Origin of the sequence: Salmonella sp. SAL03688, assembly GCF_046551895.1 — a bacterium.
GTDB lineage: Bacteria > Pseudomonadota > Gammaproteobacteria > Enterobacterales > Enterobacteriaceae > Salmonella > Salmonella enterica.
The window spans coordinates 102671-127673 of record NZ_JBGDVI010000004.1 but is presented as its reverse complement, the minus strand read 5'-3'; the positions used below and the strand labels follow the sequence as shown (position 1 = coordinate 127673).

Annotated in this window: 24 protein-coding genes and 2 tRNA genes; 6 read left to right on the top strand and 20 right to left on the bottom strand. The window is 54.2% G+C overall.

The annotated features are described in order from the left end of the window. Positions 1 to 25: 25 nt before the first annotated feature. Positions 26 to 661 (bottom strand): NAD(P)H-binding protein, encoded by a 636-nt coding sequence (locus ACLJR2_RS05615; RefSeq protein ID WP_001534150.1) that lies wholly within the window; start codon positions 659 to 661, stop codon positions 26 to 28. Between the two features lie 130 nt (positions 662 to 791). Between ACLJR2_RS05615 and yhbO the strand changes: the two genes are divergently transcribed. Next, positions 792 to 1310, top strand: coding sequence for a protein/nucleic acid deglycase (gene yhbO, locus ACLJR2_RS05610; protein ID WP_000037599.1), 519 nt, complete (start codon positions 792 to 794; stop codon positions 1308 to 1310). On the opposite strand, the gene ACLJR2_RS05605 is transcribed toward yhbO, so the two are convergent. Further along, a complete protein-coding gene (locus ACLJR2_RS05605; protein WP_000380404.1) occupies positions 1290 to 1733 on the bottom strand; it encodes a YhbP family protein in 444 nt (147 codons plus the stop codon). The genes yhbO and ACLJR2_RS05605 overlap by 21 nt on opposite strands. A 37-nt stretch (positions 1734 to 1770) precedes the next feature. Between ACLJR2_RS05605 and ACLJR2_RS05600 the strand changes: the two genes are divergently transcribed. Then, the gene (locus tag ACLJR2_RS05600; RefSeq protein WP_000928379.1) at positions 1771 to 2088 is read left to right on the top strand and encodes a GIY-YIG nuclease family protein; all 318 of its coding nucleotides are present in this window, start codon (positions 1771 to 1773) and stop codon (positions 2086 to 2088) included. On the opposite strand, the gene ACLJR2_RS05595 is transcribed toward ACLJR2_RS05600, so the two are convergent. After that, positions 2075 to 2578, bottom strand: a complete 504-nt coding sequence (locus ACLJR2_RS05595) for a GNAT family N-acetyltransferase (RefSeq protein ID WP_000908562.1) — start codon at positions 2576 to 2578, stop codon at positions 2075 to 2077. The two genes, ACLJR2_RS05600 and ACLJR2_RS05595, sit on opposite strands and share 14 nt — an antisense overlap. Then, the gene (locus tag ACLJR2_RS05590) at positions 2572 to 3096 is read right to left on the bottom strand and encodes an SCP2 domain-containing protein (RefSeq protein ID WP_000884721.1); all 525 of its coding nucleotides are present in this window, start codon (positions 3094 to 3096) and stop codon (positions 2572 to 2574) included. Before ACLJR2_RS05590 ends, ACLJR2_RS05595 begins: the two co-directional genes overlap by 7 nt. A gap of 216 nt (positions 3097 to 3312) precedes the next feature. Here ACLJR2_RS05590 and ACLJR2_RS05585 point away from each other — a divergent pair, with 216 nt between their 5' ends. From ACLJR2_RS05585 to ACLJR2_RS05575, 3 genes are all read left to right on the top strand, one after another. Next, entirely contained in the window at positions 3313 to 4308 is a 996-nt protein-coding gene (locus tag ACLJR2_RS05585) for a peptidase U32 family protein (protein ID WP_000421309.1), read from the top strand. Continuing rightward, complete coding sequence (locus ACLJR2_RS05580; RefSeq protein ID WP_077905101.1) at positions 4299 to 5195, top strand: U32 family peptidase; 897 nt, start codon at positions 4299 to 4301, stop codon at positions 5193 to 5195. Before ACLJR2_RS05585 ends, ACLJR2_RS05580 begins: the two co-directional genes overlap by 10 nt. 177 nt (positions 5196 to 5372) lie before the next feature. Further along, positions 5373 to 6380 (top strand): luciferase-like monooxygenase, encoded by a 1008-nt coding sequence (locus ACLJR2_RS05575; RefSeq protein ID WP_000130420.1) that lies wholly within the window; start codon positions 5373 to 5375, stop codon positions 6378 to 6380. A 90-nt stretch (positions 6381 to 6470) separates the two neighbouring features. On the opposite strand, the gene mtr is transcribed toward ACLJR2_RS05575, so the two are convergent. From mtr to ACLJR2_RS05515, 12 genes are all read right to left on the bottom strand, one after another. Then, positions 6471 to 7715: a tryptophan permease gene (gene mtr, locus ACLJR2_RS05570; RefSeq protein WP_000224387.1), complete on the bottom strand. Its 1245-nt coding sequence runs from the start codon at positions 7713 to 7715 to the stop codon at positions 6471 to 6473. 153 nt (positions 7716 to 7868) lie between these two features. Further along, positions 7869 to 9758 (bottom strand): ATP-dependent RNA helicase DeaD, encoded by a 1890-nt coding sequence (deaD, locus tag ACLJR2_RS05565; protein WP_000807248.1) that lies wholly within the window; start codon positions 9756 to 9758, stop codon positions 7869 to 7871. Further along, positions 9751 to 9831, bottom strand: a complete 81-nt coding sequence (yrbN, locus tag ACLJR2_RS05560) for a protein YrbN (protein ID WP_010723222.1) — start codon at positions 9829 to 9831, stop codon at positions 9751 to 9753. The genes deaD and yrbN overlap by 8 nt, the downstream gene beginning before the upstream one ends. Before the next feature lie 105 nt (positions 9832 to 9936). Next, positions 9937 to 10821 carry a lipoprotein NlpI gene (gene nlpI, locus ACLJR2_RS05555; RefSeq protein ID WP_000802069.1) on the bottom strand — a complete coding sequence of 295 codons (885 nt, stop codon included), beginning with the start codon at positions 10819 to 10821 and terminating at the stop codon, positions 9937 to 9939. A 109-nt stretch (positions 10822 to 10930) separates the two neighbouring features. Then, complete coding sequence (gene pnp, locus ACLJR2_RS05550) at positions 10931 to 13066, bottom strand: polyribonucleotide nucleotidyltransferase (RefSeq protein WP_001670767.1); 2136 nt, start codon at positions 13064 to 13066, stop codon at positions 10931 to 10933. 241 nt (positions 13067 to 13307) lie between these two features. Beyond that, positions 13308 to 13577, bottom strand: a complete 270-nt coding sequence (gene rpsO / locus ACLJR2_RS05545; RefSeq protein ID WP_000059465.1) for a 30S ribosomal protein S15 — start codon at positions 13575 to 13577, stop codon at positions 13308 to 13310. Between the two features lie 150 nt (positions 13578 to 13727). Next, on the bottom strand, positions 13728 to 14672 hold the full coding sequence (gene truB / locus ACLJR2_RS05540) for a tRNA pseudouridine(55) synthase TruB (protein WP_000089678.1): 945 nt from the start codon (positions 14670 to 14672) through the stop codon (positions 13728 to 13730). Beyond that, positions 14672 to 15073 (bottom strand): 30S ribosome-binding factor RbfA, encoded by a 402-nt coding sequence (gene rbfA / locus ACLJR2_RS05535; protein WP_001040208.1) that lies wholly within the window; start codon positions 15071 to 15073, stop codon positions 14672 to 14674. Before rbfA ends, truB begins: the two co-directional genes overlap by 1 nt. Positions 15074 to 15293: 220 nt before the next feature. Further along, on the bottom strand, positions 15294 to 17972 hold the full coding sequence (infB, locus tag ACLJR2_RS05530) for a translation initiation factor IF-2 (RefSeq protein ID WP_000133064.1): 2679 nt from the start codon (positions 17970 to 17972) through the stop codon (positions 15294 to 15296). Between the two features lie 24 nt (positions 17973 to 17996). After that, positions 17997 to 19499 carry a transcription termination factor NusA gene (gene nusA, locus ACLJR2_RS05525; RefSeq protein WP_001031038.1) on the bottom strand — a complete coding sequence of 501 codons (1503 nt, stop codon included), beginning with the start codon at positions 19497 to 19499 and terminating at the stop codon, positions 17997 to 17999. A 27-nt stretch (positions 19500 to 19526) separates the two neighbouring features. Further along, positions 19527 to 19979 carry a ribosome maturation factor RimP gene (gene rimP, locus ACLJR2_RS05520; protein WP_000105461.1) on the bottom strand — a complete coding sequence of 151 codons (453 nt, stop codon included), beginning with the start codon at positions 19977 to 19979 and terminating at the stop codon, positions 19527 to 19529. Positions 19980 to 20186: 207 nt separating this feature from the next. Next, positions 20187 to 20263, bottom strand: a tRNA-Met gene (locus ACLJR2_RS05515). A gap of 343 nt (positions 20264 to 20606) precedes the next feature. Between ACLJR2_RS05515 and argG the strand changes: the two genes are divergently transcribed. Then, positions 20607 to 21950, top strand: coding sequence for an argininosuccinate synthase (gene argG / locus ACLJR2_RS05510; protein ID WP_000207645.1), 1344 nt, complete (start codon positions 20607 to 20609; stop codon positions 21948 to 21950). Positions 21951 to 22147: 197 nt separating this feature from the next. Here argG and ACLJR2_RS05505 read toward each other — a convergent pair. The 4 genes from ACLJR2_RS05505 to folP all read right to left on the bottom strand — a co-directional run bounded on the left by ACLJR2_RS05505 (position 22148) and on the right by folP (position 24981). Beyond that, positions 22148 to 22234, bottom strand: a tRNA-Leu gene (locus ACLJR2_RS05505). Positions 22235 to 22247: 13 nt separating this feature from the next. Beyond that, entirely contained in the window at positions 22248 to 22580 is a 333-nt protein-coding gene (gene secG / locus ACLJR2_RS05500) for a preprotein translocase subunit SecG (protein ID WP_000272680.1), read from the bottom strand. Between the two features lie 222 nt (positions 22581 to 22802). Next, complete coding sequence (glmM, locus tag ACLJR2_RS05495; RefSeq protein ID WP_000071169.1) at positions 22803 to 24140, bottom strand: phosphoglucosamine mutase; 1338 nt, start codon at positions 24138 to 24140, stop codon at positions 22803 to 22805. Next, the gene (gene folP / locus ACLJR2_RS05490) at positions 24133 to 24981 is read right to left on the bottom strand and encodes a dihydropteroate synthase (RefSeq protein WP_000764711.1); all 849 of its coding nucleotides are present in this window, start codon (positions 24979 to 24981) and stop codon (positions 24133 to 24135) included. The genes glmM and folP overlap by 8 nt, the downstream gene beginning before the upstream one ends. Positions 24982 to 25003 lie beyond the last annotated feature (22 nt).

Below are 25003 nucleotides of genomic sequence, written 5' to 3'. Positions count from 1 at the left end.
CCATCCGGTAAATCATCCGGCTTCGCTACCCCGCTTTTTCCCGCAGTTGCGATGAGGTCAGAATCGTCACGCCTTCTTGTGCTGGCGCCAGCGCTTCCGCCAGCATGGCCCGCGCCACATCCCGCGCATCGATCGATTTCCAGTTTCCTGGCAACAGCCGAAATAGCGGAGCGAAAAGCGTTTCATTCACCCGCCGCGTTGTTCTGTCGCCGAGCAGCATAGAAGGTCGGGCAATCGTCAAACGAGGCCAATTTTGCGCGATTAACGCCTCCTCCATTTCTCCTTTCACCCGATTGTAGAAAAACGGAGAGTGCGCGTTTGCTCCCATTGCGCTGACCACCACCATGTGCTGCGCACCCAGTCGACGTCCGGTCAGCGCAGTATCAACCACCAGCGTATAATCCGCATGAATAAACGCCGCTTTACTTCCCGCTTCACGCCGGGTCGTGCCCAGGCAGCAAAAAACAATATCTACCGGGTCGGTCACCTGAGCTAACGCATCGGTAAGCTGCGGATCGTGAGGGTTATAAACGCCGACAATATCCGTCAGCGGGCGACGCGTCGGCGCGGCGATAGCGCTCACCTGCGGCATGTTGATTAACATTCTCAGCAGATGTCCGCCGACCAGTCCGGTCGCGCCGGTAATCAGTACCTGACTCATCCTCGCTCCTTTACAGATTTGTCCACCTTGCACTCTCGGCCCTATCGACCAGGCTTAATAGTCTACGAGGTAAGTATCCATCATTGTGGAAAATTTGCCTTACCCGACGCCACCACTGCGGAGGAAACGCATGAGTAAGAAAATTGCCGTTTTGATTACCGATGAATTTGAAGATTCAGAATTTACCTCGCCGGCTGCAGAATTCCGTCAGGCCGGCCATGAGGTCATCACCATCGAAAAAGAGGCGGGTAAAACGGTGAAAGGAAAAAAAGGCGAGGCCAGCGTCACTATTGATAAGGCTATTGATGACGTTCGTCCCGACGAGTTCGACGCCTTGCTATTGCCGGGAGGTCATTCGCCGGACTACCTGCGCGGCGACAGCCGTTTCGTGGATTTTACCCGCGATTTCGTTAACAGCGGTAAACCGGTTTTTGCCATTTGCCACGGCCCGCAGTTGTTGATCAGCGCCGATGTCATTCGTGGCCGCAAACTCACGGCGGTGAAACCGATTATTATCGATGTGAAGAATGCGGGCGCGGAATTTTACGATCAGGAAGTCGTCGTCGATAAAGATCAGCTGGTGACCAGCCGCACGCCTGACGACCTGCCGGCATTTAACCGCGAGGCGCTACGCCTGCTGGGCGCGTGAGTCGCGTAACCAGTGCAGTTTTTTACCAAACCCCAGCGTGTTGTCGGTGAATTTAATTTCATCCAGCCGGATTTCCCATACCGGCGCTGGCAGCACCCTGGCGACCGGGAAGCGACGAAGGTAAGCTTTACGCGCGGCGTCGCTCTCCTGCCCCTCCAGACGGCGAATTTCCCCTTTAAACTGCACGCCGCGAATGCGCGCCACCGTTTTCGGCTGACCATTGACCGTTCCCGCAACTGGCGCGCACGCGCCGGACATTTGCGCATGGCGGGTTTTATCATCCGTTAACAGATACAGTGCGACGTTTTGCGCATCGAACAAATAAAACGCATTGGCGCACCACAGCTCTCCCTCATGGTGTACGCACCAGGTCACCACGTGTTGTTTCGCCAGCCAACGGCCAATAGCGGTAAGTGTGTCCATCTTTATTCTCGCTTATACTGGGAACCTGAAAATTATCATGCTGATGGCGACAATGACACCCTGGTATCTGTATCTGATTCGTACTGCAGACAATGCGCTTTACACCGGAATAACCACCGATGTGGCGCGTCGTTACAGGCAGCATCAAACGGGAAAAGGCGCAAAAGCATTACGGGGAAAAGGCGAGTTAACGCTGGCGTTTGCGGCGCAGGTCGGCGATCGCTCGCTGGCCCTGCGCATAGAGTATCGCATCAAACAGCTCACAAAGCGCCAGAAGGAGCGCCTTGTGACGGAACGCGAAGCGTTTGAGGCGCTGCTGTCCAGCCTGCAAACGCCGGTGCTTAAAAACGATTGAAGTGGTCGTGATACTCCACCAGCCCCGTCACGCCCTCCAGCGCATCCTCAGCCAAACGGTGTACCTGGAAAGCGCTTTCCGTACCGGGCCAACGGCAGTGAAGATCGTAATGTGCGGCCAGTTCAAAACCGAAGCGGCTATATAACGCCGGATCGCCCAGCGTCACGACCGCCGCGTAGCCGAACTCGTTGAGCGAATCCAGCCCTTCATACACTAACTGGCGCGCCAGCCCTTGCCCGCGATACTTTTCATCGACCGCCAGCGGCGCCATGCCGACCCACTGTAAATCTTCGCCCTGCACATCAACCGGGCTAAAGGCGACATAGCCCACCACCTGGCCTTCATCATCCGTGGCCACCAGTCCGAGCGTCAGAAAACCATCTTCACGCAAATCGTGAACCAGCTTCGCTTCCGCATCGCTTTCGAATGAACGGCGTAACAGCGCATCAATACCAGGCGCATCAATGGGAATTTCTACTCGAATTAGCATGGTTCACCTACCGATGTCTGTTTGGTTTCCGGCGAGTTTTTCATACCCGCCTCAACAAAATCCGCCAGTTGCAGCAGCATAACGCGTAACGCTTTCGGCATCTGCTCCAGTTCGATGGCGTCCATCAGATTCTTCACATACAACCCTAACTCAGTATCGCCTTCAATGACCAGTCGACGCTGGAAAAAGAGCGTATCCGGGTCCTGTTTACGGGCGGCAATCATTAGCAGATCGCTGGCGTCGGCGCTAAAACTGACGTCGGCATCCGCCTGCTGGCTAACGATCAGCTTTTCATTTTCAACCGTGGTATACCATTTTAAGTCGATGTCACGAACATGAATGCTTAACCAACGACCTTCGAGGAATTCCAGCTCTCCATCGGCCAGCGCCTGACGAAACTGCCAGCTCAGAACCTGTTCCAGAACCTGGCGCTTTAGCGCAAAGGGCGTCAGTTTAACCGGTACACTCATCAGAGACGGGCCAGCATGGACTAAGCGTGAACGCAGTTTATCTAACACGAGCTTTACTCCCTGTTTCAATAGTCCTGTTATTTTGCCATATCCAATAAATCACATGGCGGCGTAAATCAACAATTGGGTCTGATTTTCTACCCCATTATTGGTGTTACCAATACGCCTTTAACTGCCTTAAATCAAAAATTGTCGCAGCAAGGTTAACTAAAATCCCTGTTCGTTAACAATTTTGCGTCTCAGACGTAACCCTCAGGATAAATTATGGAGCTGCTCTGCCCTGCCGGAAATCTCCCGGCGCTGAAGGCGGCCATCGAAAACGGCGCTGACGCCGTTTATATCGGGTTAAAAGACGATACCAATGCCCGTCATTTTGCCGGCCTTAACTTTACCGAAAAAAAATTGCAGGAAGCGGTGAGTTTTGTTCACCAGCATCGCCGCAAATTACACATCGCCATTAATACTTTTGCGCATCCGGACGGCTATGCCCGCTGGCAGCGCGCCGTGGATATGGCGGCGCAGCTTGGCGCCGACGCGCTGATTCTTGCCGACCTCGCTATGCTGGAATATGCCGCAGAGCGTTACCCGCATATTGAGCGCCATGTTTCCGTTCAGGCCTCGGCAACCAACGAAGAGGCGATTCGCTTTTATCACCGCAACTTTGATGTCCACCGTGTAGTACTGCCGCGTGTACTGTCGATTCACCAGGTAAAACAACTGGCCCGCGTCACGCCGGTGCCGCTGGAGGTATTCGCGTTTGGCAGCCTGTGCATTATGGCGGAAGGTCGCTGCTATCTTTCTTCCTACCTGACGGGGGAGTCGCCCAATACCGTCGGCGCCTGCTCTCCCGCCCGCTTTGTCCGTTGGCAGCAAACGCCGCAGGGGCTGGAATCGCGCCTGAATGATGTCCTGATTGACCGTTACCAGGATGGCGAAAACGCGGGCTACCCAACGCTGTGCAAAGGCCGCTATTTAGTGGACGGCGAGCGCTATCACGCGCTGGAGGAGCCAACCAGCCTGAACACGCTGGAACTGCTGCCGGAGCTCATGGCGGCGAACATCGCTTCGGTGAAGATCGAAGGCCGCCAGCGCAGCCCGGCCTACGTCAGCCAGGTGGCGAAAGTGTGGCGCCAGGCGATCGATCGCTGCAAAGCCGCCCCGCAAAACTTCGTTCCACAGCGCGACTGGATGGAGACGCTCGGCGCGATGTCCGAAGGCACCCAAACCACGCTTGGCGCATATCACCGTAAATGGCAGTGAGAGGAGCTATGAAATATTCCTTAGGACCGGTGCTTTATTACTGGCCGAAAGAGACGCTGGAAGATTTTTATCAGCAGGCCGCAAAAAGCAGCGCTGACGTCATTTATCTGGGCGAAGCGGTGTGCAGCAAGCGTCGCGCGACTAAAGTCGGCGACTGGCTGGAAATGGCGAAATCCCTCGCCGCCAGCGGTAAGCAGGTGGTGCTCTCCACCCTGGCGCTGGTACAGGCGTCATCTGAATTAAGCGAGCTGAAACGCTATGTGGACAACGGCGATTTTCTGCTGGAAGCCAGCGATCTTGGCGTGGTGAATCTGTGCGCCGAGCGCAAACTGCCGTTTGTCGCCGGCCATGCGCTGAATTGCTACAACGCGGTCACGCTGCGCCGGTTGCTGAAAGAAGGCATGGTACGCTGGTGTATGCCGGTGGAGCTGTCCCGCGACTGGCTGGTGAATTTGCTTAATCAGTGCGATGAACTGGGCATCCGCAATCAGTTTGAAGTGGAAGTGTTGAGCTACGGGCATCTGCCGCTGGCCTACTCCGCTCGCTGCTTTACCGCCCGTTCGGAAGACCGCCCGAAAGATGAGTGCGAAACCTGCTGTATCAAGTATCCAAACGGTCGTGACGTGTTCTCGCAAGAGAATCAGCAGGTGTTTGTGCTTAACGGTATTCAGACCATGAGCGGCTATGTCTATAACCTTGGCAACGAACTGACGTCGATGCAGGGATTGGTCGATATCGTGCGGCTGTCGCCGTTGGGGACGGAGACATTTGCCATGCTTGATGCCTTTCGCGCTAACGAAAACGGCGGCGCACCATTACCGCTTGCCGCGCATAGCGACTGTAACGGCTACTGGAAGCGGCTGGCCGGGCTGGAGCTACAGGCCTAGCCGGATGGCGGCATAAATACCTTGTCCGGCCTACAAATAGCGATCCCGTAGGCCCGATAAGCGCAGCGCCATCGGGTATTGTTTTTGCCGTCAGTCTCATAAAGCTCACTTTGTTAACAACATTCGCTAATCTTTAATGCAGTATTAAAAGATTAACCGGTAACAAAGTGAGCCGTTATGACTGACAAAACTATTCCGTTCTCGGTGCTGGATCTGGCGCCGATCCCTGAAGGATCTTCGGCAAAAGAAGCCTTTACTCACTCGCTTGATCTCGCACGGCTGGCTGAAAAGCGCGATTATCACCGCTACTGGCTGGCAGAACATCACAACATGACCGGTATCGCCAGCGCGGCGACCTCGGTATTGATTGGTTATCTGGCGGCCAATACCACAACATTACATCTTGGCTCCGGCGGCGTGATGCTGCCTAACCATTCACCGCTGGTGATTGCCGAGCAGTTCGGCACGCTGAATACGCTCTACCCGGGACGTATAGACTTAGGGTTGGGACGCGCGCCGGGTAGCGATCAGCCGACGATGCGCGCGCTGCGTCGCCATATGAGCGGCGATATCGATAACTTTCCACGCGATGTCGCAGAGCTGGTGGACTGGTTCGACGCTCGCGACCCTAATCCGCATGTGCGCCCGGTGCCCGGCTACGGCGAGCAGATCCCGCTCTGGCTGTTGGGCTCCAGCCTGTATAGCGCACAGTTGGCGGCCCAGCTTGGCCTACCGTTCGCCTTTGCTTCGCATTTCGCGCCGGATATGTTGTTCCAGGCGCTGCATCTGTACCGTACCCAGTTCAAACCTTCAGCGCGGCTGGAAAAACCGTACGCGATGGTGTGTATCAATATTATCGCCGCCGACAGCAACCGCGACGCCGAATTCCTGTTTACCTCTATGCAGCAGGCTTTTGTGAAGCTACGCCGTGGGGAAACCGGCCAACTGCCGCCGCCGATTGAGAATATGGAGACCTTCTGGTCGCCATCCGAGCAGTATGGCGTGCAACAGGCGCTGAGTATGTCGCTGGTCGGTGATAAGGCGAAAGTCCGCCACGGGCTGGAATCCATCCTGCGGGAAACCCAGGCGGATGAAATTATGGTCAACGGGCAGATTTTTGACCACCAGGCACGCCTGCATTCGTTTGATTTGGCGATGGATGTGAAGCAGGAATTGTTGGGGTAGCGCATTGTTTTGCCCGGTGGCGCTTCGCTTACCGGGCCTACAGCATCAAGTAGGCCGGATAAGGTGCAACCGCCATCCGGCACAATAACGTTACTGGTACACCGGCAGCAAATTAAAGCTCGACAGAATATGGATAACCGCGTTGCCGACACCGAAGACCAGAATCAGGGCAATCATCGGTTTACCGCCCCAGACGCGAAATTTTGGGCTGCCGAAACGTTCGCGAGATTTGCGCGCCAACAGCGCAGGCACAATGGCCGCCCAGATAGTTGCAGCTAAACCTGCATAGCCAATGGCGTACAGAAAACCGTTCGGCCACAGCAGGCCACCGACAATTGGCGGCACAAACGTCAGCAGCGCCGTTTTAAAACGCCCCATTGCCGAGTCATCAAAGCCAAACAGATCCGCCAGATAGTCAAACAGCCCCAGCGTCACGCCAAGGAAGGAACTGGCGACAGCAAAGTTAGAGAACACCACCAGCAGCAGATCCAGGCTGCGGCTGTTCAGCACGCCGCTCAACGCCTGTACCAGCACATCAATATTGCCGCCTTTCTGCGCAATGCCGATAAATTCCGGACGCGGGATGTTGCCCATCGTCCCCAGCAGCCAGACGGAATAGAGCGCCAGCGCCAGTAACGTCCCATAAATCAGGCACTTGACGATGGTACGCGGATCTTTGCCGTAATATTTCATCAGGCTCGGTACGTTACCGTGATAACCAAAAGAGGCCAGACAAAATGGCAGCGTCATCAGCAGGTACGGCGTATATGACGCGTGGCTTTCAGCCACGTTAAACAACGTGGCAGGCTGAACGTGCCCTAACAGGCTGCCGAAGGTCAGGAAGAAAGTAATCACTTTCGCGCCCAGCACAATCGCCGTCATCCGGCTGACCGCCTTCGTACTCAGCCACACGACAAACGCCACCAGCAGCGCAAAGGCAAAACCTGCCGCTCGCGCCGGAACGTTCAGCGACATCTCAGCAAAGGTATGATGCAGAATTGAGCCGCTCGCCGAGATATAGGCGTAAGTCAGGATGTAGAGCACAAAGGCAATAGAAATGCCGTTGACCACGTTCCAGCCTTTCCCCAACAGATCTTTGGTGATGGTGTCGAAACTCGAACCTATGCGGTAGTTAAGGTTGGCTTCGAGAATCATCAGCCCGGAGTGCAGCATACAAAACCAGGTAAAGACCAGCGCCGCCATCGACCAGAAGAACCACGCCCCGGACATGACCACCGGCAGGGAGAACATCCCCGCGCCAATGATGGTGCCGCCGATAATCACCACGCCGCCAAGCAGCGAAGGTGACGTTTGGGTGGTGGTAAGTGTTGCCATTCAGCTCTCTCTCCAGTCATTTATAATGTGACTATCTCTCAATACGTTGCACTGTACCAGTACACGAGTACAAAAGAAATAAAAAAAGCCCCGATTGTGACGATCGGGGCTGTATATTTTACTTTACGCTGTGAATGCGCAGGTCAGCGTGAGTTACGCATCGCCGCCGAAACGACGGCGACCGGTAGAGTCATCACGACGCGGACCACGGCTTTCACGACGTTCGCCGCTGAAGCGACGACCATCACCACGACCACCTTCACGACGTTCGCCGCTGAAATTACGACCGCCTTCACGACGCTCGCCACTGAAGCTACGACCACCGCCGCGACGTTCGCCGCCCGCGTGCGGAACCGCATCACCCAACAGCTGCATATTCATCGGCTTGTTCAGAATGCGGGTACGCGTGAAGTGCTGGAGCACTTCGCCCGGCATACCTTTCGGCAGCTCGATGGTGGAGTGAGACGCGAACAGCTTAATGTTACCAATGTAACGGCTGCTGATGTCGCCTTCGTTAGCGATAGCGCCCACGATATGACGAACTTCAACGCCGTCATCACGGCCCACTTCAATGCGGTATAACTGCATATCGCCAACGTCACGACGTTCACGACGCGGACGTTCTTCACGGTCGCCACGCGGGCCACGGTCATTACGATCGCGCGGACCACGGTCATCACGGTCACGGAATTCACGCTTAGGACGCATCGGCGCATCCGGCGGCAGAATCAGCGGACGCTCGCCCTGCGCCATTTTCAGCAGTGCGGCGGCCAGCGTTTCGAGATCCAGCTCTTCACCTTCAGCAGACGGCTGGATTTTCGCCAGCAGCGCACGGTACTGATCCAGATCGCTGCTTTCCAGTTGCTGCTGAACTTTCGCGGCGAATTTTTCCAGACGGCGTTTACCCAGCAGTTCTGCGTTCGGCAGTTCCACTTCCGGAATGGTCAGCTTCATGGTGCGTTCGATGTTGCGCAGCAGACGACGCTCGCGGTTCTCAACGAACAGCAGCGCGCGACCGGCGCGACCCGCACGGCCGGTACGACCGATACGGTGAACGTAGGACTCGGAATCCATCGGGATATCGTAGTTCACCACCAGGCTGATACGTTCAACGTCCAGACCACGTGCCGCAACGTCGGTAGCGATCAGGATGTCCAGACGACCATCTTTCAGGCGTTCCAGAGTCTGCTCACGCAGCGCCTGGTTCATATCGCCATTCAACGCGGCGCTGTTGTAGCCGCTACGTTCCAGCGCTTCTGCTACTTCCAGGGTCGCGTTTTTGGTACGCACGAAGATAATCGCCGCATCAAAGTCTTCCGCTTCCAGGAAACGCACCAGCGCTTCGTTTTTACGCATACCCCAGACAGTCCAGTAGCTCTGGCTGATGTCAGGACGGGTAGTCACGCTGGACTGAATGCGCACTTCCTGCGGCTCTTTCATAAAGCGGCGGGTAATGCGACGAATCGCTTCCGGCATGGTGGCGGAGAACAGAGCGGTCTGATGACCTTCCGGGATCTGCGCCATAATAGTTTCAACGTCTTCGATGAAGCCCATACGCAGCATTTCGTCGGCTTCATCCAGCACCAGACCACTCAGTTTAGAGAGGTCGAGGGTGCCGCGTTTTAAGTGATCAAGCAGACGTCCCGGCGTACCGACAACGATCTGCGGCCCCTGACGCAGGGCGCGTAACTGCACGTCATAACGCTGACCGCCGTACAGGGCAACCACGTTTACGCCGCGCATGTGTTTAGAGAAATCCGTCATGGCTTCGGCAACCTGTACCGCCAGTTCGCGGGTTGGCGCCAGCACCAGAATCTGAGGTGCCTTCAGCTCAGGATCAAGATTGTTGAGCAGCGGTAAAGAGAACGCTGCGGTTTTGCCGCTACCGGTCTGGGCCATGCCCAGCACGTCGCGACCGCCCAGCAGATGCGGAATGCACTCTGCCTGGATTGGAGATGGTTTTTCGTAACCCAGATCGGTAAGGGCTTCAAGGATAGGAGCCTTCAGCCCCAGATCTGCAAAAGTGGTTTCGAATTCAGCCATGTAGTACGTGTGCCTCAAAATTAATGGCGGCCAGTCTACATAACTCATCATGAAATTGATCTGCAATTTTCATTGAAAAGTGTGAACCGGCTCAAAGTAGGTGTATTAACGAACAACAACGCCCTCACCCGCGAAGGTGATGGCAATCAAAAAGATTACGGGCTGATATGTTCGTCAGCTATTGCTGGTCCGATTCTGCCAGGTCATCTTGGTCCTGGCCCAGGAGCGATAATTCCAACAATGCGTATCGGTGCTCAACAAAGTTATGAACGTTGTTGGCCACCGCCAGTTTGAACAGAGCCGTGGCGCTGTCCAAATCCCCCAGACTTAGGTAATACTTACCTAAATAGAAGTTGGTTTCACTGAGATGCTCAGCGAGCGAGGTGTTATCCGTTGCGTCCGCCTTGAGCCTTTCCATCAGCGTTGCTTCGCTAATGTCGCCCAGGTAGAACTCGACAATGTTCCATCCCCATTGCTCTTTATCCGATTTTTCGAAGCGTGCTTTTAACGCTTCTTTCGCCTGCTTCTCATTAAGCTTCTGCTCAACAAGATACAGCCACAGGCTGCGGTAAGGATCATTGGGATCGTCTTGATAAAACGCCAGCAGATCATCTTGCGCTAACTTATCACGGCCGCCGTAATACAATGCGATACCGCGATTTAAGTGCGCGTAGTTGTAAGTTGGATCAAGCTCTAGTACAGAATCAAACGCTTCATAGGCAGCATCAAAATTGCCTGCCTGCGTTAAATAAATGCCTAAGTAATTGAATACTTCAGGCATATCCGGTCTGATTGCCAGCGCTTGTGAAAAATCATTTCGCGCTAATGCCCTCAAACCAAGACTATCATACAACACTCCGCGCTCATATAAAAGCTGTGCGCGTTCGTCATCGGTTAAAGCCCGACTGGCAAGAATCTGTTCCATACGCGCCAGAATCACTTCCTGCTGTAAAGTCGGTTGCAATGGTACTGCGAGGACTTCACTTTTACGCCAGGCGGAATTACTGCATCCTGCAAGCGTAAGTGCTGTCGCAACGAAACACCAGCGCAAAAAAGGCTTCATTTCCCACTCCCGAAGACAACGATTGAATGAACGTCCTGTTCCCCGGTGGCTCAACAAGGCGTCCAGCCAGGTCTAAAGCCCTCCGCACTGCGGAGGGCAAAAGGCTACCTTACTCGGCCTGTTCGCTCGCCGGAGCTTCCGGCGCAGCCGCAGGTTGAGACTGCTCGGTTGCTTCTTTAATGCTCAGACGTACACGGCCCTGGCGGTCAACTTCCAGAACCTTAACCGGGACTTCCTGACCCATCTGCAGATAGTCGGTCACTTTCTCTACACGCTTATCCGCGATTTGAGAGATGTGAACCAGACCTTCTTTACCGCCGCCGATGGCAACAAACGCGCCAAAGTCAACGATACGGGTCACTTTACCATTGTAGATACGGCCGACTTCGATCTCTGCGGTGATCTCTTCGATACGACGGATAGCGTATTTCGCTTTTTCACCGTCGGTCGCCGCGATCTTCACAGTACCGTCATCTTCAATTTCGATGGTGGTGCCGGTCTCTTCAGTCAGCGCGCGGATCACAGAACCGCCTTTACCGATCACGTCTTTGATCTTGTCCGTGCTGATCTTGATGGTATGGATACGCGGCGCAAATTCAGAGATATCGCCGCGCGGCGCGTTGATCGCCTGTTCCATCACGCCCAGGATGTGCAGACGCGCGCCTTTAGCCTGGTTCAACGCAACCTGCATGATCTCTTTGGTGATACCTTCAATTTTGATATCCATCTGCAGCGCAGAGATACCGTCGCGGGAACCCGCCACTTTGAAGTCCATATCGCCCAGGTGATCTTCGTCGCCCAGAATGTCAGACAGTACAACGTAGTTGTCGCCTTCTTTCACCAGACCCATAGCGATACCTGCTACGGCGGCTTTAATTGGCACGCCAGCGTCCATCAGCGCCAGAGAAGCGCCGCACACGGAAGCCATAGAGGAAGAACCGTTGGATTCGGTGATTTCAGACACCACGCGAACGGTGTACGGGAATTTATCCATGTCCGGCATCACTGCCAGCACGCCGCGCTTCGCCAGACGACCGTGACCAATTTCACGACGCTTCGGAGAACCGACCATGCCGGTTTCGCCTACGGAGTACGGAGGGAAGTTGTAGTGGAACAGGAAGCTGTCAGTGCGCTCGCCCATCAGTTCATCAAGCACCTGCGCGTCACGGGCAGTACCCAGAGTCGCGGTAACCAGCGCCTGCGTTTCACCACGGGTAAACAGAGCGGAACCGTGAGTACGCGGCAGCACGCCAGTGCGCACGTCCAGACCACGGATCATGTCTTTTTCACGGCCATCAATACGCGGCTCGCCTGCCAGTACGCGGCTACGCACCACGTTTTTCTCAATAGCGTGCAGGATTTCGCCCAGCTCGTTAGCATCCAGAGTTTCATCTTCTGCAATAAGCTGCTCAATGGTTTCGGATTTGATTACGTCAACCTGAGCATAGCGTTCTTGTTTATCGGTGATGCGGTACGCGTCGCTCAGACGAGATTCAGCAAGCGCAGCAACACGCGCGTTCAACGCGTCGTTGACGGCTTCCGGCTGCCAGTCCCAACGTGGTTTACCGGCTTCTTTCACCAGATCGTTGATCGCCTGGATAACAACCTGCTGCTGCTCGTGACCGAATACCACCGCGCCCAGCATAGTGTCTTCGCTCAGCAGTTCAGCTTCGGATTCCACCATCAGCACAGCCGCTTCGGTACCGGCAACCACCAGGTCCAGCTTGCTTTCTTTCAGCTCGTCCTGGGTCGGGTTCAGCACGTACTGGTCATTGATATAACCTACGCGCGCCGCGCCGATTGGGCCGTTGAACGGAATGCCGGACAGGGACAGCGCAGCGGATGCGCCGATCATGGCAACGATGTCTGGGTTAACCTGCGGGTTAACGGAAACGACGGTCGCGATAACCTGCACTTCGTTAACGAAGCCTTCCGGGAACAGCGGACGAACCGGGCGGTCAATCAGACGCGCGATCAGGGTTTCGCCTTCGCTTGGACGGCCTTCACGACGGAAGAAGCTGCCCGGGATACGACCAGCAGCGTAGGTACGCTCCTGATAGTTAACGGTCAGTGGGAAGAAGTCCTGGCCTGGCTTGGCTTTTTTCTGGCCGACAACGGTAACGAATACGGCGGTGTCATCCATGCTTACCATAACAGCGGCAGTGGCCTGACGCGCCATCATGCCAGTTTCCAGCGTAACGGTATGCTGACCGTACTGGAATTTACGAACGATCGGATTAAGCAAAATAATATCCTTTCCAATTTTTGACGGCATAATACGCGCCGTCGTTAATACCCGATCTTCTGCGCATCCTCGCGACTAATGACAACCCTAACCCTGATATGGGTAAAGCCTCTCATTAGCCGCGCGAACCTCTGCAACGGAAGATCATTCATAGCAACAATACATTAGTTTCCAGCGAATTGCTGCCATCTGCTGGAAAAAAGGGGCCATGAAGGCCCCCTCTTTCTGAAACTCGAAAGAATTAGCGACGCAGACCCAGACGCTCAATCAGCGCGGTGTAGCGTGCAACATCTTTACGTTTCAGGTAGTCGAGCAGTTTACGACGCTGAGAAACCATACGCAGCAGACCACGACGGCTGTGGTGATCTTTTTTATGCTCTGCAAAGTGACCCTGCAGGTGGTTAATCTGTGCAGTCAACAGAGCAACCTGAACATCGGTAGAACCGGTGTCGTTTGCGTCACGACCGAACTCAGAAACGATTTTAGCTGTAGCTTCAGTACTTAGAGACATTTTAAAACTCCAAAGTATTTAAGAATGAGAGGACGCCGATCTCTAATTCAGCGATCCCAGTGTACGCCGCGTAAACTGTTAAATAATTTACGCGACGTTAAGCGGCAGTATTCTACTCGCAGCGCTCTCTTATCGCAAGACGAAGCGACATTACGCCGGGTACTCTACTACCAGCCGACGAGGCGCGACACGGCCTTCGTCGTCAATTTCGCCCATACCGATAAATTTATCGTCTTCACCTTCCGTCACACGAACCAGTCCCTTCAACGGTGCGCCCGTGGTACGAACCGGGTTGCCATTTTTGAAGTATACCGAAGATGTTAACGGCAGATTAACAACAGGATAGTCCGAAGCTGGACTGTCCATTGGCATCAATAATGGATCGAGCAACTGCGCCGCCGGAACGCCCTGCTGCTCCGCCTGTGCTACCAGCTCGCGCAAGTGCTCCAGCGTCACCATACGATCCACCGGATACTTGCTGACCGTCAGACGACGCAGGTACGTTACGTGCGCGCCACAGCCCAGTTTCTCACCTAAATCATCAATAATGGTACGAATATAGGTGCCTTTGGAGCAATGAACTTCCAGCTCCAGCTCGTTACCTTCATGGCGAATAAACAGCAGCTCATAGACGGTAATCGGGCGGGCTTCGCGCGGCACTTCGATACCCTGGCGGGCATATTCGTACAGTTTCTTGCCCTGATACTTCAGCGCCGAATACATCGAGGGAATCTGTTCGATATCCCCACGAAAGGTCTCCAGCGCGCTCGCAAGCTGCTCAGCGCTGAAAGTCACCGGACGCTCCTGCACGATTTGACCATCGGCGTCAGAGGTATCCGTGCGCTGCCCCAGACGGGCAATAACACGATAGCGTTTGTCAGAATCCAGCAGGTACTGCGAAAATTTTGTCGCTTCGCCGAGGCAAATCGGCAACATGCCGGTCGCCAGCGGGTCCAGCGCGCCGGTATGCCCGGCGCGGTTGGCATTGTAGATGCGCTTAACTTTCTGCAGCACGTCATTGCTGGACATACCCTGCGGCTTATCCAGCAGCAGAACGCCGTGAATGTCGCGGCCACGACGACGAGGACGACTCATCAGTCCTCCTTGCTGTCGTCCGGGTTCACACGACGTTCTTCGTCATGTTTCACCACGTTAGTCACCAGGTTGGACATACGCATCCCTTCCACCAGCGAGTTGTCGTAGAAGAAGGTCAGTTCCGGTACGATGCGCAGACGCATCGCTTTACCCAGCAAGCTGCGGATGAAACCAGACGCTTCCTGCAGGGCCTTAATGCCGTTTTTCACAGCCGCTTCGTCCTGATCGTTGAGGAACGTCACGAATACTTTGGCGTATGCCAGATCGCGGGACATTTCAACACCCGATACGGTGGTCATCATACCTACACGTGGATCTTTGATTTCGCGTTGCAGGATGAGCGCGATCTCTTTCTGCATCTCTTGCGCTACGCGCTGAGGGCGACCAAATTCTTTCGCCATAATAAATTCTCCAGAATAAAGACAAAAAAGGGGCCATAAGCCCCTTTTTAAATTTCTTGCCGGGTGGCGCTTCGCTTACCCGGCCTACGCCTAATCATCTTCTAAGGATTTTGGATTGCAACAAGGCGGCAAGCTCGTAAATCCCCGGGAGCATAGATAACTATGTGACCGGGGTGAGCGAGCGCAGCCAACGCCGTTGCGGCCCAAAAGACGACGAAGATTAAGCGATGGTACGTTGGATCTCGATAATCTCGAATACTTCAATCATATCGCCAACGCGAACGTCGTTGTAGTTCTTCACGCCGATACCACATTCCATGCCGTTACGGACTTCGTTAACGTCATCTTTGAAGCGGCGCAGGGATTCCAGCTCGCCTTCATAGATAACCACGTTGTCACGCAGAACGCGGATTGGGTTATGGCGTTTAATCGTACCTTCGGTAACCATACAGCCCGCGATCGCGCCGAATTTCGGCGATTTGAACACATCGCGCACTTCAGCCAGACCGATGATCTGCTGTTTCAGTTCCGGAGACAGCATACCGCTCATCGCCGCTTTCACTTCGTCGATCAGGTTATAGATGACGGAGTAGTAACGCAGATCCAGGCTTTCAGATTCGATCACTTTACGCGCAGAGGCATCGGCACGAACGTTGAAGCCAACCAGAATGGCGTTGGACGCCGCAGCCAGGGTCGCGTCGGTTTCGGTGATACCACCTACGCCAGAACCGATGATCTTCACTTTCACTTCGTCGGTAGACAGTTTCAGCAAGGAGTCGGAGATCGCTTCCACAGAACCCTGTACGTCGGCCTTCAGCACGATGTTCACTTCGTGAACTTCGCCTTCGGTCATGTTGGCGAACATGTTCTCGAGTTTAGATTTCTGCTGACGCGCCAGTTTAACTTCACGGAATTTACCCTGACGATACAGAGCAACTTCACGCGCTTTCTTCTCGTCACGAACCACGGTCACTTCGTCACCCGCAGCCGGAACGCCGGACAGGCCGAGGATTTCCACCGGAATGGACGGACCCGCTTCCAGCACTTCCTGACCCAGTTCGTTACGCATCGCACGCACGCGACCGTATTCGAAGCCACACAGCACGATATCGCCCTTATGCAGCGTACCTTCGCGTACCAGAACGGTAGCCACCGGACCACGACCTTTATCCAGGAAGGATTCGATCACCGCGCCGCTCGCCATACCTTTGCGTACCGCTTTCAGTTCCAGAACTTCGGCCTGCAGCAGGATAGCATCAAGCAGTTCGTCAATACCGGTCCCCGCTTTCGCAGACACGTGAACGAACTGGCTTTCACCGCCCCACTCTTCCGGCAGAATGCCGTACTGGGACAGTTCGTTCTTAACGCGATCCGGATCGGCTTCCGGCTTATCGATTTTGTTCACCGCAACCACGACCGGCACACCTGCCGCTTTCGCGTGCTGGATAGCTTCGATAGTCTGCGGCATCACGCCATCGTCTGCCGCTACCACCAGAACCACGATATCCGTTGCCTGCGCACCACGAGCACGCATCGAGGTAAACGCGGCGTGACCCGGGGTGTCCAGGAAGGTGATCATCCCGTTGTCAGTTTCAACGTGGTAAGCACCGATGTGCTGGGTAATGCCGCCCGCTTCGCCAGAGGCTACTTTCGTGGAACGAATGTAGTCCAGCAGAGAGGTTTTACCGTGGTCAACGTGACCCATGATGGTCACAACCGGTGCGCGCGGTTCAGCCGCAGCGCCGGTATCACGGTCGCTCATTACCGCTTCTTCCAGTTCGTTTTCACGACGCAGGATAACTTTGTGGCCCATCTCTTCGGCAACCAGCTGTGCGGTTTCCTGGTCGATGACCTGGTTGATGGTGGCCATGGCGCCCAGCTTCATCATCGCTTTGATGACCTGAGAACCTTTCACCGCCATCTTGTTCGCCAGTTCGCCAACGGTGATGGTTTCACCGATCACCACGTCACGGTTAACGGCCTGAGCGGGCTTCTGGAAGCCTTGCTGTAAAGAAGACCCTTTACGCTTGCCGCCTTTACCGCCGCGAACCGCAGCACGCGCTTCTTCGCGATCGGCTTTAGATTCGGCATGTTTGCCTTTTTTCGCCGGACGCGCCGCTTTTGCATTACGGCCACGACCACGACCGCCTTCTACTTCACGATCGTTTTCGTCTTCGGCCTGGCGAGCGTGCTGAGAAGTGGTGACATGATAGTCACTGGTGTCTTCTACTGGCTCAGGCGTTGCGGTCCATTTGTTTTCTTCCGCCATGCGGCGAGCTTCTTCTGCTACACGACGCGCTTCTTCTTCGAGTTTGCGACGTGCTTCTTCTTCCGCTTTACGCTTCAGCTCTGCAGCTTCATTCTCACGGCGGGCTTTTTCGGCCTGGGCGGTTTTGGTCATATCGTCAGTCTGTTGATTGCTCACTTTGTCTTTTTCCGCAGCTTCACGTTTCGCTTTTTCAGCGGCTTCACGCTTAGCTTGTTCTGCGGCCTCGCGTTCAGCTTTTTGTTGCGCCTCGCGTTTGGCCTGTTCTTCTGCCTCACGACGGGCTTGCTCTTCCGCTTCACGCTGCGCCTGCTCTTCCGCGGCCAGGCGTTCAGCCTCTTGCGGATCGCGTTTCACAAAGGTGCGCTTCTTGCGGACTTCGATTTGTACCGATTTACTTTTTCCACCGGTACCTGGAATATTCAGGGTGCTGCGCGTCTTACGCTGCAGCGTCAGTTTATCGGGACCAGAAACCGCTTCGCGGTTCAGGTGCGCCAGTAAAGTCTGTTTTTCTTGTGCGGACACAGAGTCGTCAGCAGATTTCCGGATACCTGCATCAGCAAACTGCTGTACCAGGCGATCCACGGAAACCTGTCTCTCTGCGGCCAGCGCTTTTAGGGTTACATCTGTCATGCTGTTCCTTCCTGCTACAGTTTATTACGCTTCGTCGCCGAACCAGCAAATATTACGGGCAGCCATAATCAGCTCACCGGCTTTTTCGTCGGTCAACCCTTCGATATCAGCCAGATCATCAATGCCCTGGTCGGCGAGATCTTCCAGCGTACAAACACCACGAGCCGCCAGTTTGAAAGCCATATCGCGATCTAATCCTTCCAGATTCAGCAGATCGTCAGCCGGTTTGTTATCACCGAGGCTTGCTTCCTGGTCCTGCGCCAGAGTGGCCAGTGCGTTTTTAGCACGCTCGCGCAGTGCTTCAACGGTCGGCTCATCAAGGCCGTCAATTTCCAGCAGTTCTTTCATTGGCACATAGGCCAGTTCTTCGAGCGTGGAGAAACCTTCTTCTACCAGAACGGTCGCGAACTCTTCATCAATATCAAGATATTTAGTAAAGATCTCGATAGCGGCATGTGCTTCAGCCTGATGTTTAGCCTGCAAGTCATCAACGGTCATTACGTTGAGTTCCCAGCCGCTCAATTGCGAAGCCAGGCGGACGTTCTGACCATTACGTCCGATCGCCTGCGCCAGATTACCGGCTTCAACGGCGATATCCATGGTATGTTTATCTTCGTCCACCACGATAGACGCGACGTCTGCCGGCGCCATCGCATTAATGACGAACTGCGCCGGGTTATCATCCCACAGCACGATATCAATACGCTCACCGCCCAGTTCGGTAGAGACCGCCTGAACGCGCGCGCCGCGCATCCCCACGCAAGCGCCGACCGGATCGATACGTTTATCGTTGGTTTTCACTGCGATTTTCGCACGAGAGCCCGGATCGCGAGCCGCCGCTTTAATTTCAATCACTTCCTCGCCGATTTCCGGCACTTCGATGCGGAACAGTTCGATCAGCATTTCCGGCTTGGAACGGGTGACGAACAGCTGCGCGCCACGCGCTTCCGGGCGAACAGCATACAGCACGCCGCGAATACGGTCGCCAGGGCGGAAGTTTTCGCGCGGCAGCATATCTTCACGCAGAATCACCGCTTCAGCGTTACCGGCCATCCCTTCGGATTTAATTTCCAGAGAGATATTGTCGCGGTTCACTTTCTTCACCACGCCAGTGACGATTTCGCCTTCCTGGTCGCGGAACTGATCGACAACCATCGCCCGTTCGGCTTCACGCACTTTCTGAACGATAACCTGTTTCGCAGTCTGCGTGGTGATACGGTCAAAGGTGACAGATTCAATCTGATCTTCAACATAGTCGCCGACATTCAGGCTTTCGTCTTCAAAACGCGCCGCTTCCAGCGTAATTTCCTTCGTCGGCATGGTCACTTCTTCAACGATCAACCAACGGCGGAAAGTATCAAAATCACCGCTTTTACGATCGATTTCTACACGAACATCGATCTCCTGCTCATATTTTTTCTTTGTTGCTGTCGCCAGCGCACTTTCCAGCGCTTCAAAAATTTTTTCGCGTGGCAGCGCTTTTTCGTTGGAGACGGCTTCAACAACAGCCAAAATTTCTTTGTTCATCGCGGGCTTTTCACCTCATCCAGACTGTTAAAAGTGGGGAACCAGGTTCGCCTTCTGGATATTACTCAGCGCGAACACTTCATCTTTGCCTTCGACTGTGACGGTAATCATTTCACCGTCCACCGCTTTGATAATGCCCTGCCACTTGCGACGGTTCTGTACCGCCATGCGAAGAACCAGCGCGACTTCTTCACCCTGGAAACGCGCATAATGATCGGCAGTGAACATAGGACGGTCGAGACCCGGTGACGAGACTTCAAGGTTGTAAGCCACGGAGATAGGATCTTCAACGTCCAGCACCGCGCTTACCTGGTGGCTCACATCAGCACAATCATCAACATTGATGCCATCTTCACTATCAATATAGATGCGCAGTGTGGATGTGCGACCGCGAATAAATTCGATGCCGACCAGCTCGTAGCCTAAGGCTTCAACTGGCGCTGTAATCATCTCTGTTAATTTTTGCTCTAATGTGGACAAGCCCACCCCCAAGACATAAAAAAAGGGCCTAAAGCCCAGTTATTCTGTAGTCAGATAACAAAAAACCCCGATAAATCGGGGCTTTAGATAACTGAACCCTATAACCGCAACGGCGGTCTGGTGTACCTTCCGAAAGAATTTTTTTCAAATCCAGCTACGAAGGACATAATCTTCACAGTATATTTGAAAAAGAACTCTAAGGGAAAGTGGTTGCGGGGGCCGGATTTGAACCGACGACCTTCGGGTTATGAGCCCGACGAGCTACCAGGCTGCTCCACCCCGCGCCTGAAACGTGGCAAATTCTACTCGTTTTGGGTAAAAAATGCAAATACTGCTGGGATTTGGTACCGAGGACGGGACGTAAAATCTGCGCACAGTATAGTGACCAGGCATGAGTTATGTCAACCCTATTCCCAATATGCAGATGAATGAATACCACTCTTCGTTATACTCATCCCACCTCTCCGGCTTATACATGCATTTCACAACGTTATTTCAGTAAACCTTCACTAAACGCTTCCTGTCTCTGCTAAAAGATGATTAAATGAAAACTCATTTATTTTGCATAAAAATGCACTAAAGCAGAAACCGATCTCATTATCAGTCAATCAAGCAGGGTTCTATTCTATGACGACGATTCTTAAGCATCTTCCAGCAGGTCAACGTATTGGTATCGCTTTTTCCGGCGGTCTGGACACCAGCGCCGCACTGCTGTGGATGCGACAAAAAGGAGCTGTCCCATATGCCTATACTGCGAATCTGGGACAACCGGATGAGGATGACTATGACGCCATTCCTCGTCGCGCAATGGAGTATGGCGCAGAGAATGCTCGCCTGATTGATTGCCGCAAGCAGTTGGTTGCAGAAGGGATCGCAGCGATTCAGTGCGGCGCTTTCCATAATACGACTGGCGGACTGACCTATTTCAATACCACGCCGCTGGGCCGTGCCGTGACCGGCACGATGCTGGTCGCCGCGATGAAAGAAGACGGCGTGAATATCTGGGGCGACGGCAGCACCTATAAAGGCAACGATATTGAACGTTTCTATCGTTACGGCTTGCTGACCAACGCCGAGCTGCAGATTTACAAACCGTGGCTGGATACCGACTTTATCGATGAGCTGGGCGGCCGTCATGAGATGTCTGAATTTATGATTGCCTGCGGTTTCGACTATAAGATGTCAGTCGAAAAAGCCTACTCCACCGACTCCAACATGCTCGGCGCGACGCACGAAGCGAAAGATCTGGAGTTTCTTAACTCCAGCGTCAAGATCGTCAACCCGATTATGGGCGTGAAGTTCTGGGACGAGAGCGTGAAGATCCCGGCAGAAGAGGTGACCGTCCGTTTTGAACAAGGACATCCGGTAGCGCTGAATGGCAAAACCTTCAGCGATGATGTTGAGATGATGCTGGAAGCAAACCGCATCGGCGGCCGTCACGGCCTGGGTATGAGCGACCAAATTGAAAACCGCATCATTGAAGCAAAAAGCCGCGGTATTTATGAAGCCCCCGGAATGGCACTGCTGCACATCGCTTACGAGCGTCTGTTGACCGGTATTCACAACGAAGACACCATTGAGCAATATCACTCTCATGGTCGTCAGTTGGGCAAACTGCTGTATCAGGGCCGCTGGTTCGACTCGCAGGCGCTGATGCTGCGTGATGGCCTGCAACGTTGGGTCGCCAGCCAGATTACCGGTGAAGTGACGTTGGAGCTGCGTCGCGGCAACGACTACTCCATCCTGAACACCGTGTCAGACAACCTGACCTATAAGGCTGAGCGTCTGACCATGGAGAAAGGCGAGTCCGTATTCTCACCGGACGATCGTATTGGCCAGTTGACCATGCGTAATCTGGACATTACCGATACCCGCGAGAAACTGTTCGGCTACGCGAAAGCGGGTCTGTTAACCGCCTCTTCCGCGACCGGTCTGCCGCAGGTTGAGAATCTGGAAAACAAAGCGAAGTAAACATTGATCATTTTAAGGCCGCGAAAGCGGCCTTTTTTATGCGCGGAATATATGGTGTCTGTAGGCCTGATAAACGTAGCGCCATCATGGGTTGTAATAATGTTGGATGGCGGCGTAAACGCCTTATCCGACCTACAGACAACCACAAATAACAGACGAAAAAAAAGACGCTTTTCAGCGTCTCTTTTCTGGAATATTGGTACCGAGGACGGGACTTGAACCCGTAAGCCCTATTGGGCACTACCACCTCAAGGTAGCGTGTCTACCAATTCCACCACCTCGGCACGGATACTGCTATTAGCGCGGGATATCGCTGGTCGGCTGGGCCGGTGCAGCAGGTTGAGTCTGCTCGGTCTTCGCCGGCGCGCTCAGATTTTCCCACTCGCTTCCTTTATTGGTTTTGTTACTATTGATATTACCCAACACCAGACTGATGATGAAGAACAGCGTCGCCAATACCGCCGTCATTCGGGTCATGAAGTTACCAGAACCACTTGAACCAAATAGCGTAGCGGAAGCGCCTGCTCCGAAGGAGGCTCCCATATCAGCGCCTTTACCTTGCTGCAGCATGATCAGACCTACAAGGCCAATTGCCACAATAAGGAAAACAACTAAAAGAGCTTCGTACATAATCAACCTGTTCCTTGCGGAGTTGCCGCGTACCAATGCTTCTACCAATAAAGCGGGATTTTTACTGTTTCCCACTGAAGCGGGTGTGAATACTAACCAAAGCGAATGACCTTCGCAAGGGCAATTTAAGCGCATTGTATCAACTGCGGAAAAAAACAGCAAAAGCGTTGTTTTTTGCGGGCCGTAAGGCGGCAACCGCCGCCTTTTTAGTCACTTAAACGCTTAAACGGCTTTTACCGCATCCGCGATACGATGGGCGAATGCCGTAACCTGCGCTTCATCCTCGCCTTCCACCATCACGCGAATCAGCGGTTCGGTACCGGATTTACGTAGCAGTACCCGCCCACGATTGCCGAGCGTGGCTTCTACGTCCGCCGTTACCGCTTTCACCGCTTCATTTTCCAGCGGATCGCCGCTACCGGCGGTGTAACGCACGTTAACCAGAATCTGCGGGAACATTTTCATACCGCTGCACAGATCGTGCAGACTCATATGATTACGCACCATCGCCGCCAAAACTTGTAGCCCCGCTACAATACCGTCGCCAGTGGTCGTTTTATCCAACAGAATAACGTGACCAGAGTTTTCCGCGCCGATGCGCCAGCCTTTTTCCTGCAATTTTTCCAGCACGTAGCGGTCGCCCACTTTCGCCCGGGCAAACGGAATGCCAAGCTGCTTGAGCGCCAACTCCAGCCCCATATTGCTCATCAGCGTCCCCACCGCGCCGCCGCGCAGTTGCCCCTGGCGCAGCCCTTCGCGCGCGATGATATACATGATCTGATCGCCATCGACTTTATTGCCTTCATGGTCAACCATGATGACCCGGTCGCCGTCGCCGTCAAGCGCGATGCCGAGGTCCGCCTTCTCCGCCAACACGCGCGCCTGCAACGCGCGCACGTCGGTCGCGCCCACTTCTTCGTTAATGTTGACGCCGTTTGGCTCACAGCCGATGGCGATAACGGTCGCGCCCAGCTCGCGCAGCACATTCGGCGCGATATGGTAGGTAGCGCCGTTGGCGCAATCCACAACCACTTTCAGGCCATTGAGGCTCAGTTCGTTCGGGAAGGTGCCTTTACAGAACTCAATATAGCGTCCGGCGGCGTCGACGATGCGGCTGGCTTTACCCAGCTCGGCGGAGTCTACGCAGGTGATCTCTTTTTCCATTTCGGCTTCGATGGCTTCTTCCACATCGTCAGGCAGTTTCGTACCGTCGATAGAGAAGAATTTAATGCCGTTATCATAGAACGGGTTATGCGAAGCCGAGATAACGATACCCGCCTCCGCGCGGAAAGTCCGCGTCAAATAGGCGACGGCTGGCGTTGGCATAGGTCCGGTAAACGAGGCCGACAGCCCCGCAGCGGCAAGGCCCGCCTCCAGCGCGGACTCCAGCATATAGCCGGAAATACGCGTATCTTTACCGATAATGATTTTACGCGAGCCATGACGCGCCAGCACTTTTCCGGCAGCCCAACCCAGTTTAAGCACGAAATCAGGTGTAATGGGGGCATTGCCTACACGTCCGCGAATCCCATCGGTACCGAAATATTTACGATTACTCATAGCGTTTGTTTCCCTTTGCAGACAGAGTGGCTTCCACCACCCGCATTGCCTCTACGGTTTCTTTGACGTCATGGACGCGAATGATCTGCGCGCCCTGCATCGCGGCAATTACCGCGCACGCAAGGCTACCGTTCAGACGGTCTGATGGTCCCACGTTAAGTAACTGACCAACCATCGTTTTACGTGACATGCCCACCAGCAGCGGCAGGTTAAAATGATGAAACTCACCCAGTCGCGCCAGTAAGGTATAATTGTGAGAGAGATTTTTACCGAAACCGAATCCGGGGTCGAGCAACAATTTCTCTTTTGCGATGCCGGCCTTCTCACAACGTGCTATTTGCTCAATAAAGTAGCGATTCACCTCGGCAAAGACATCGTCATATTTCGGCGCCTCCTGCATGGTTTTGGGGTTGCCCTGCATGTGCATAAGACTGACCGGCAAGCCGGTTTCCGCTGCCGCTTCCAACGCGCCGGGCTCGGAGAGCGAACGGACATCATTGATAATATGCGCGCCCGCCCTTGCCGCTTCACGGATCACCTCGGGTTTAGAGGTATCCACAGAAATCCACACTTCAAAACGTTGCGCGATTGCTTCCAGTACCGGAATAACGCGATCCAGCTCTTCTTCCACGCTCACTTCTGCCGCGCCTGGTCGCGTTGATTCCCCCCCCACATCAATAATTGTCGCCCCGGCATTCACCATTAAATTCGCATGTTTCACCGCCTCAATCAGCGTGTTATGCGCGCCGCCGTCGGAGAACGAATCCGGCGTTACGTTCAGGATACCCATAACATGCGGATGAGTGAGATCGAGCGTGGCGCCCTGAGCGAAGAGTTTCATGGTCAAAATCCCTGTTTTATTT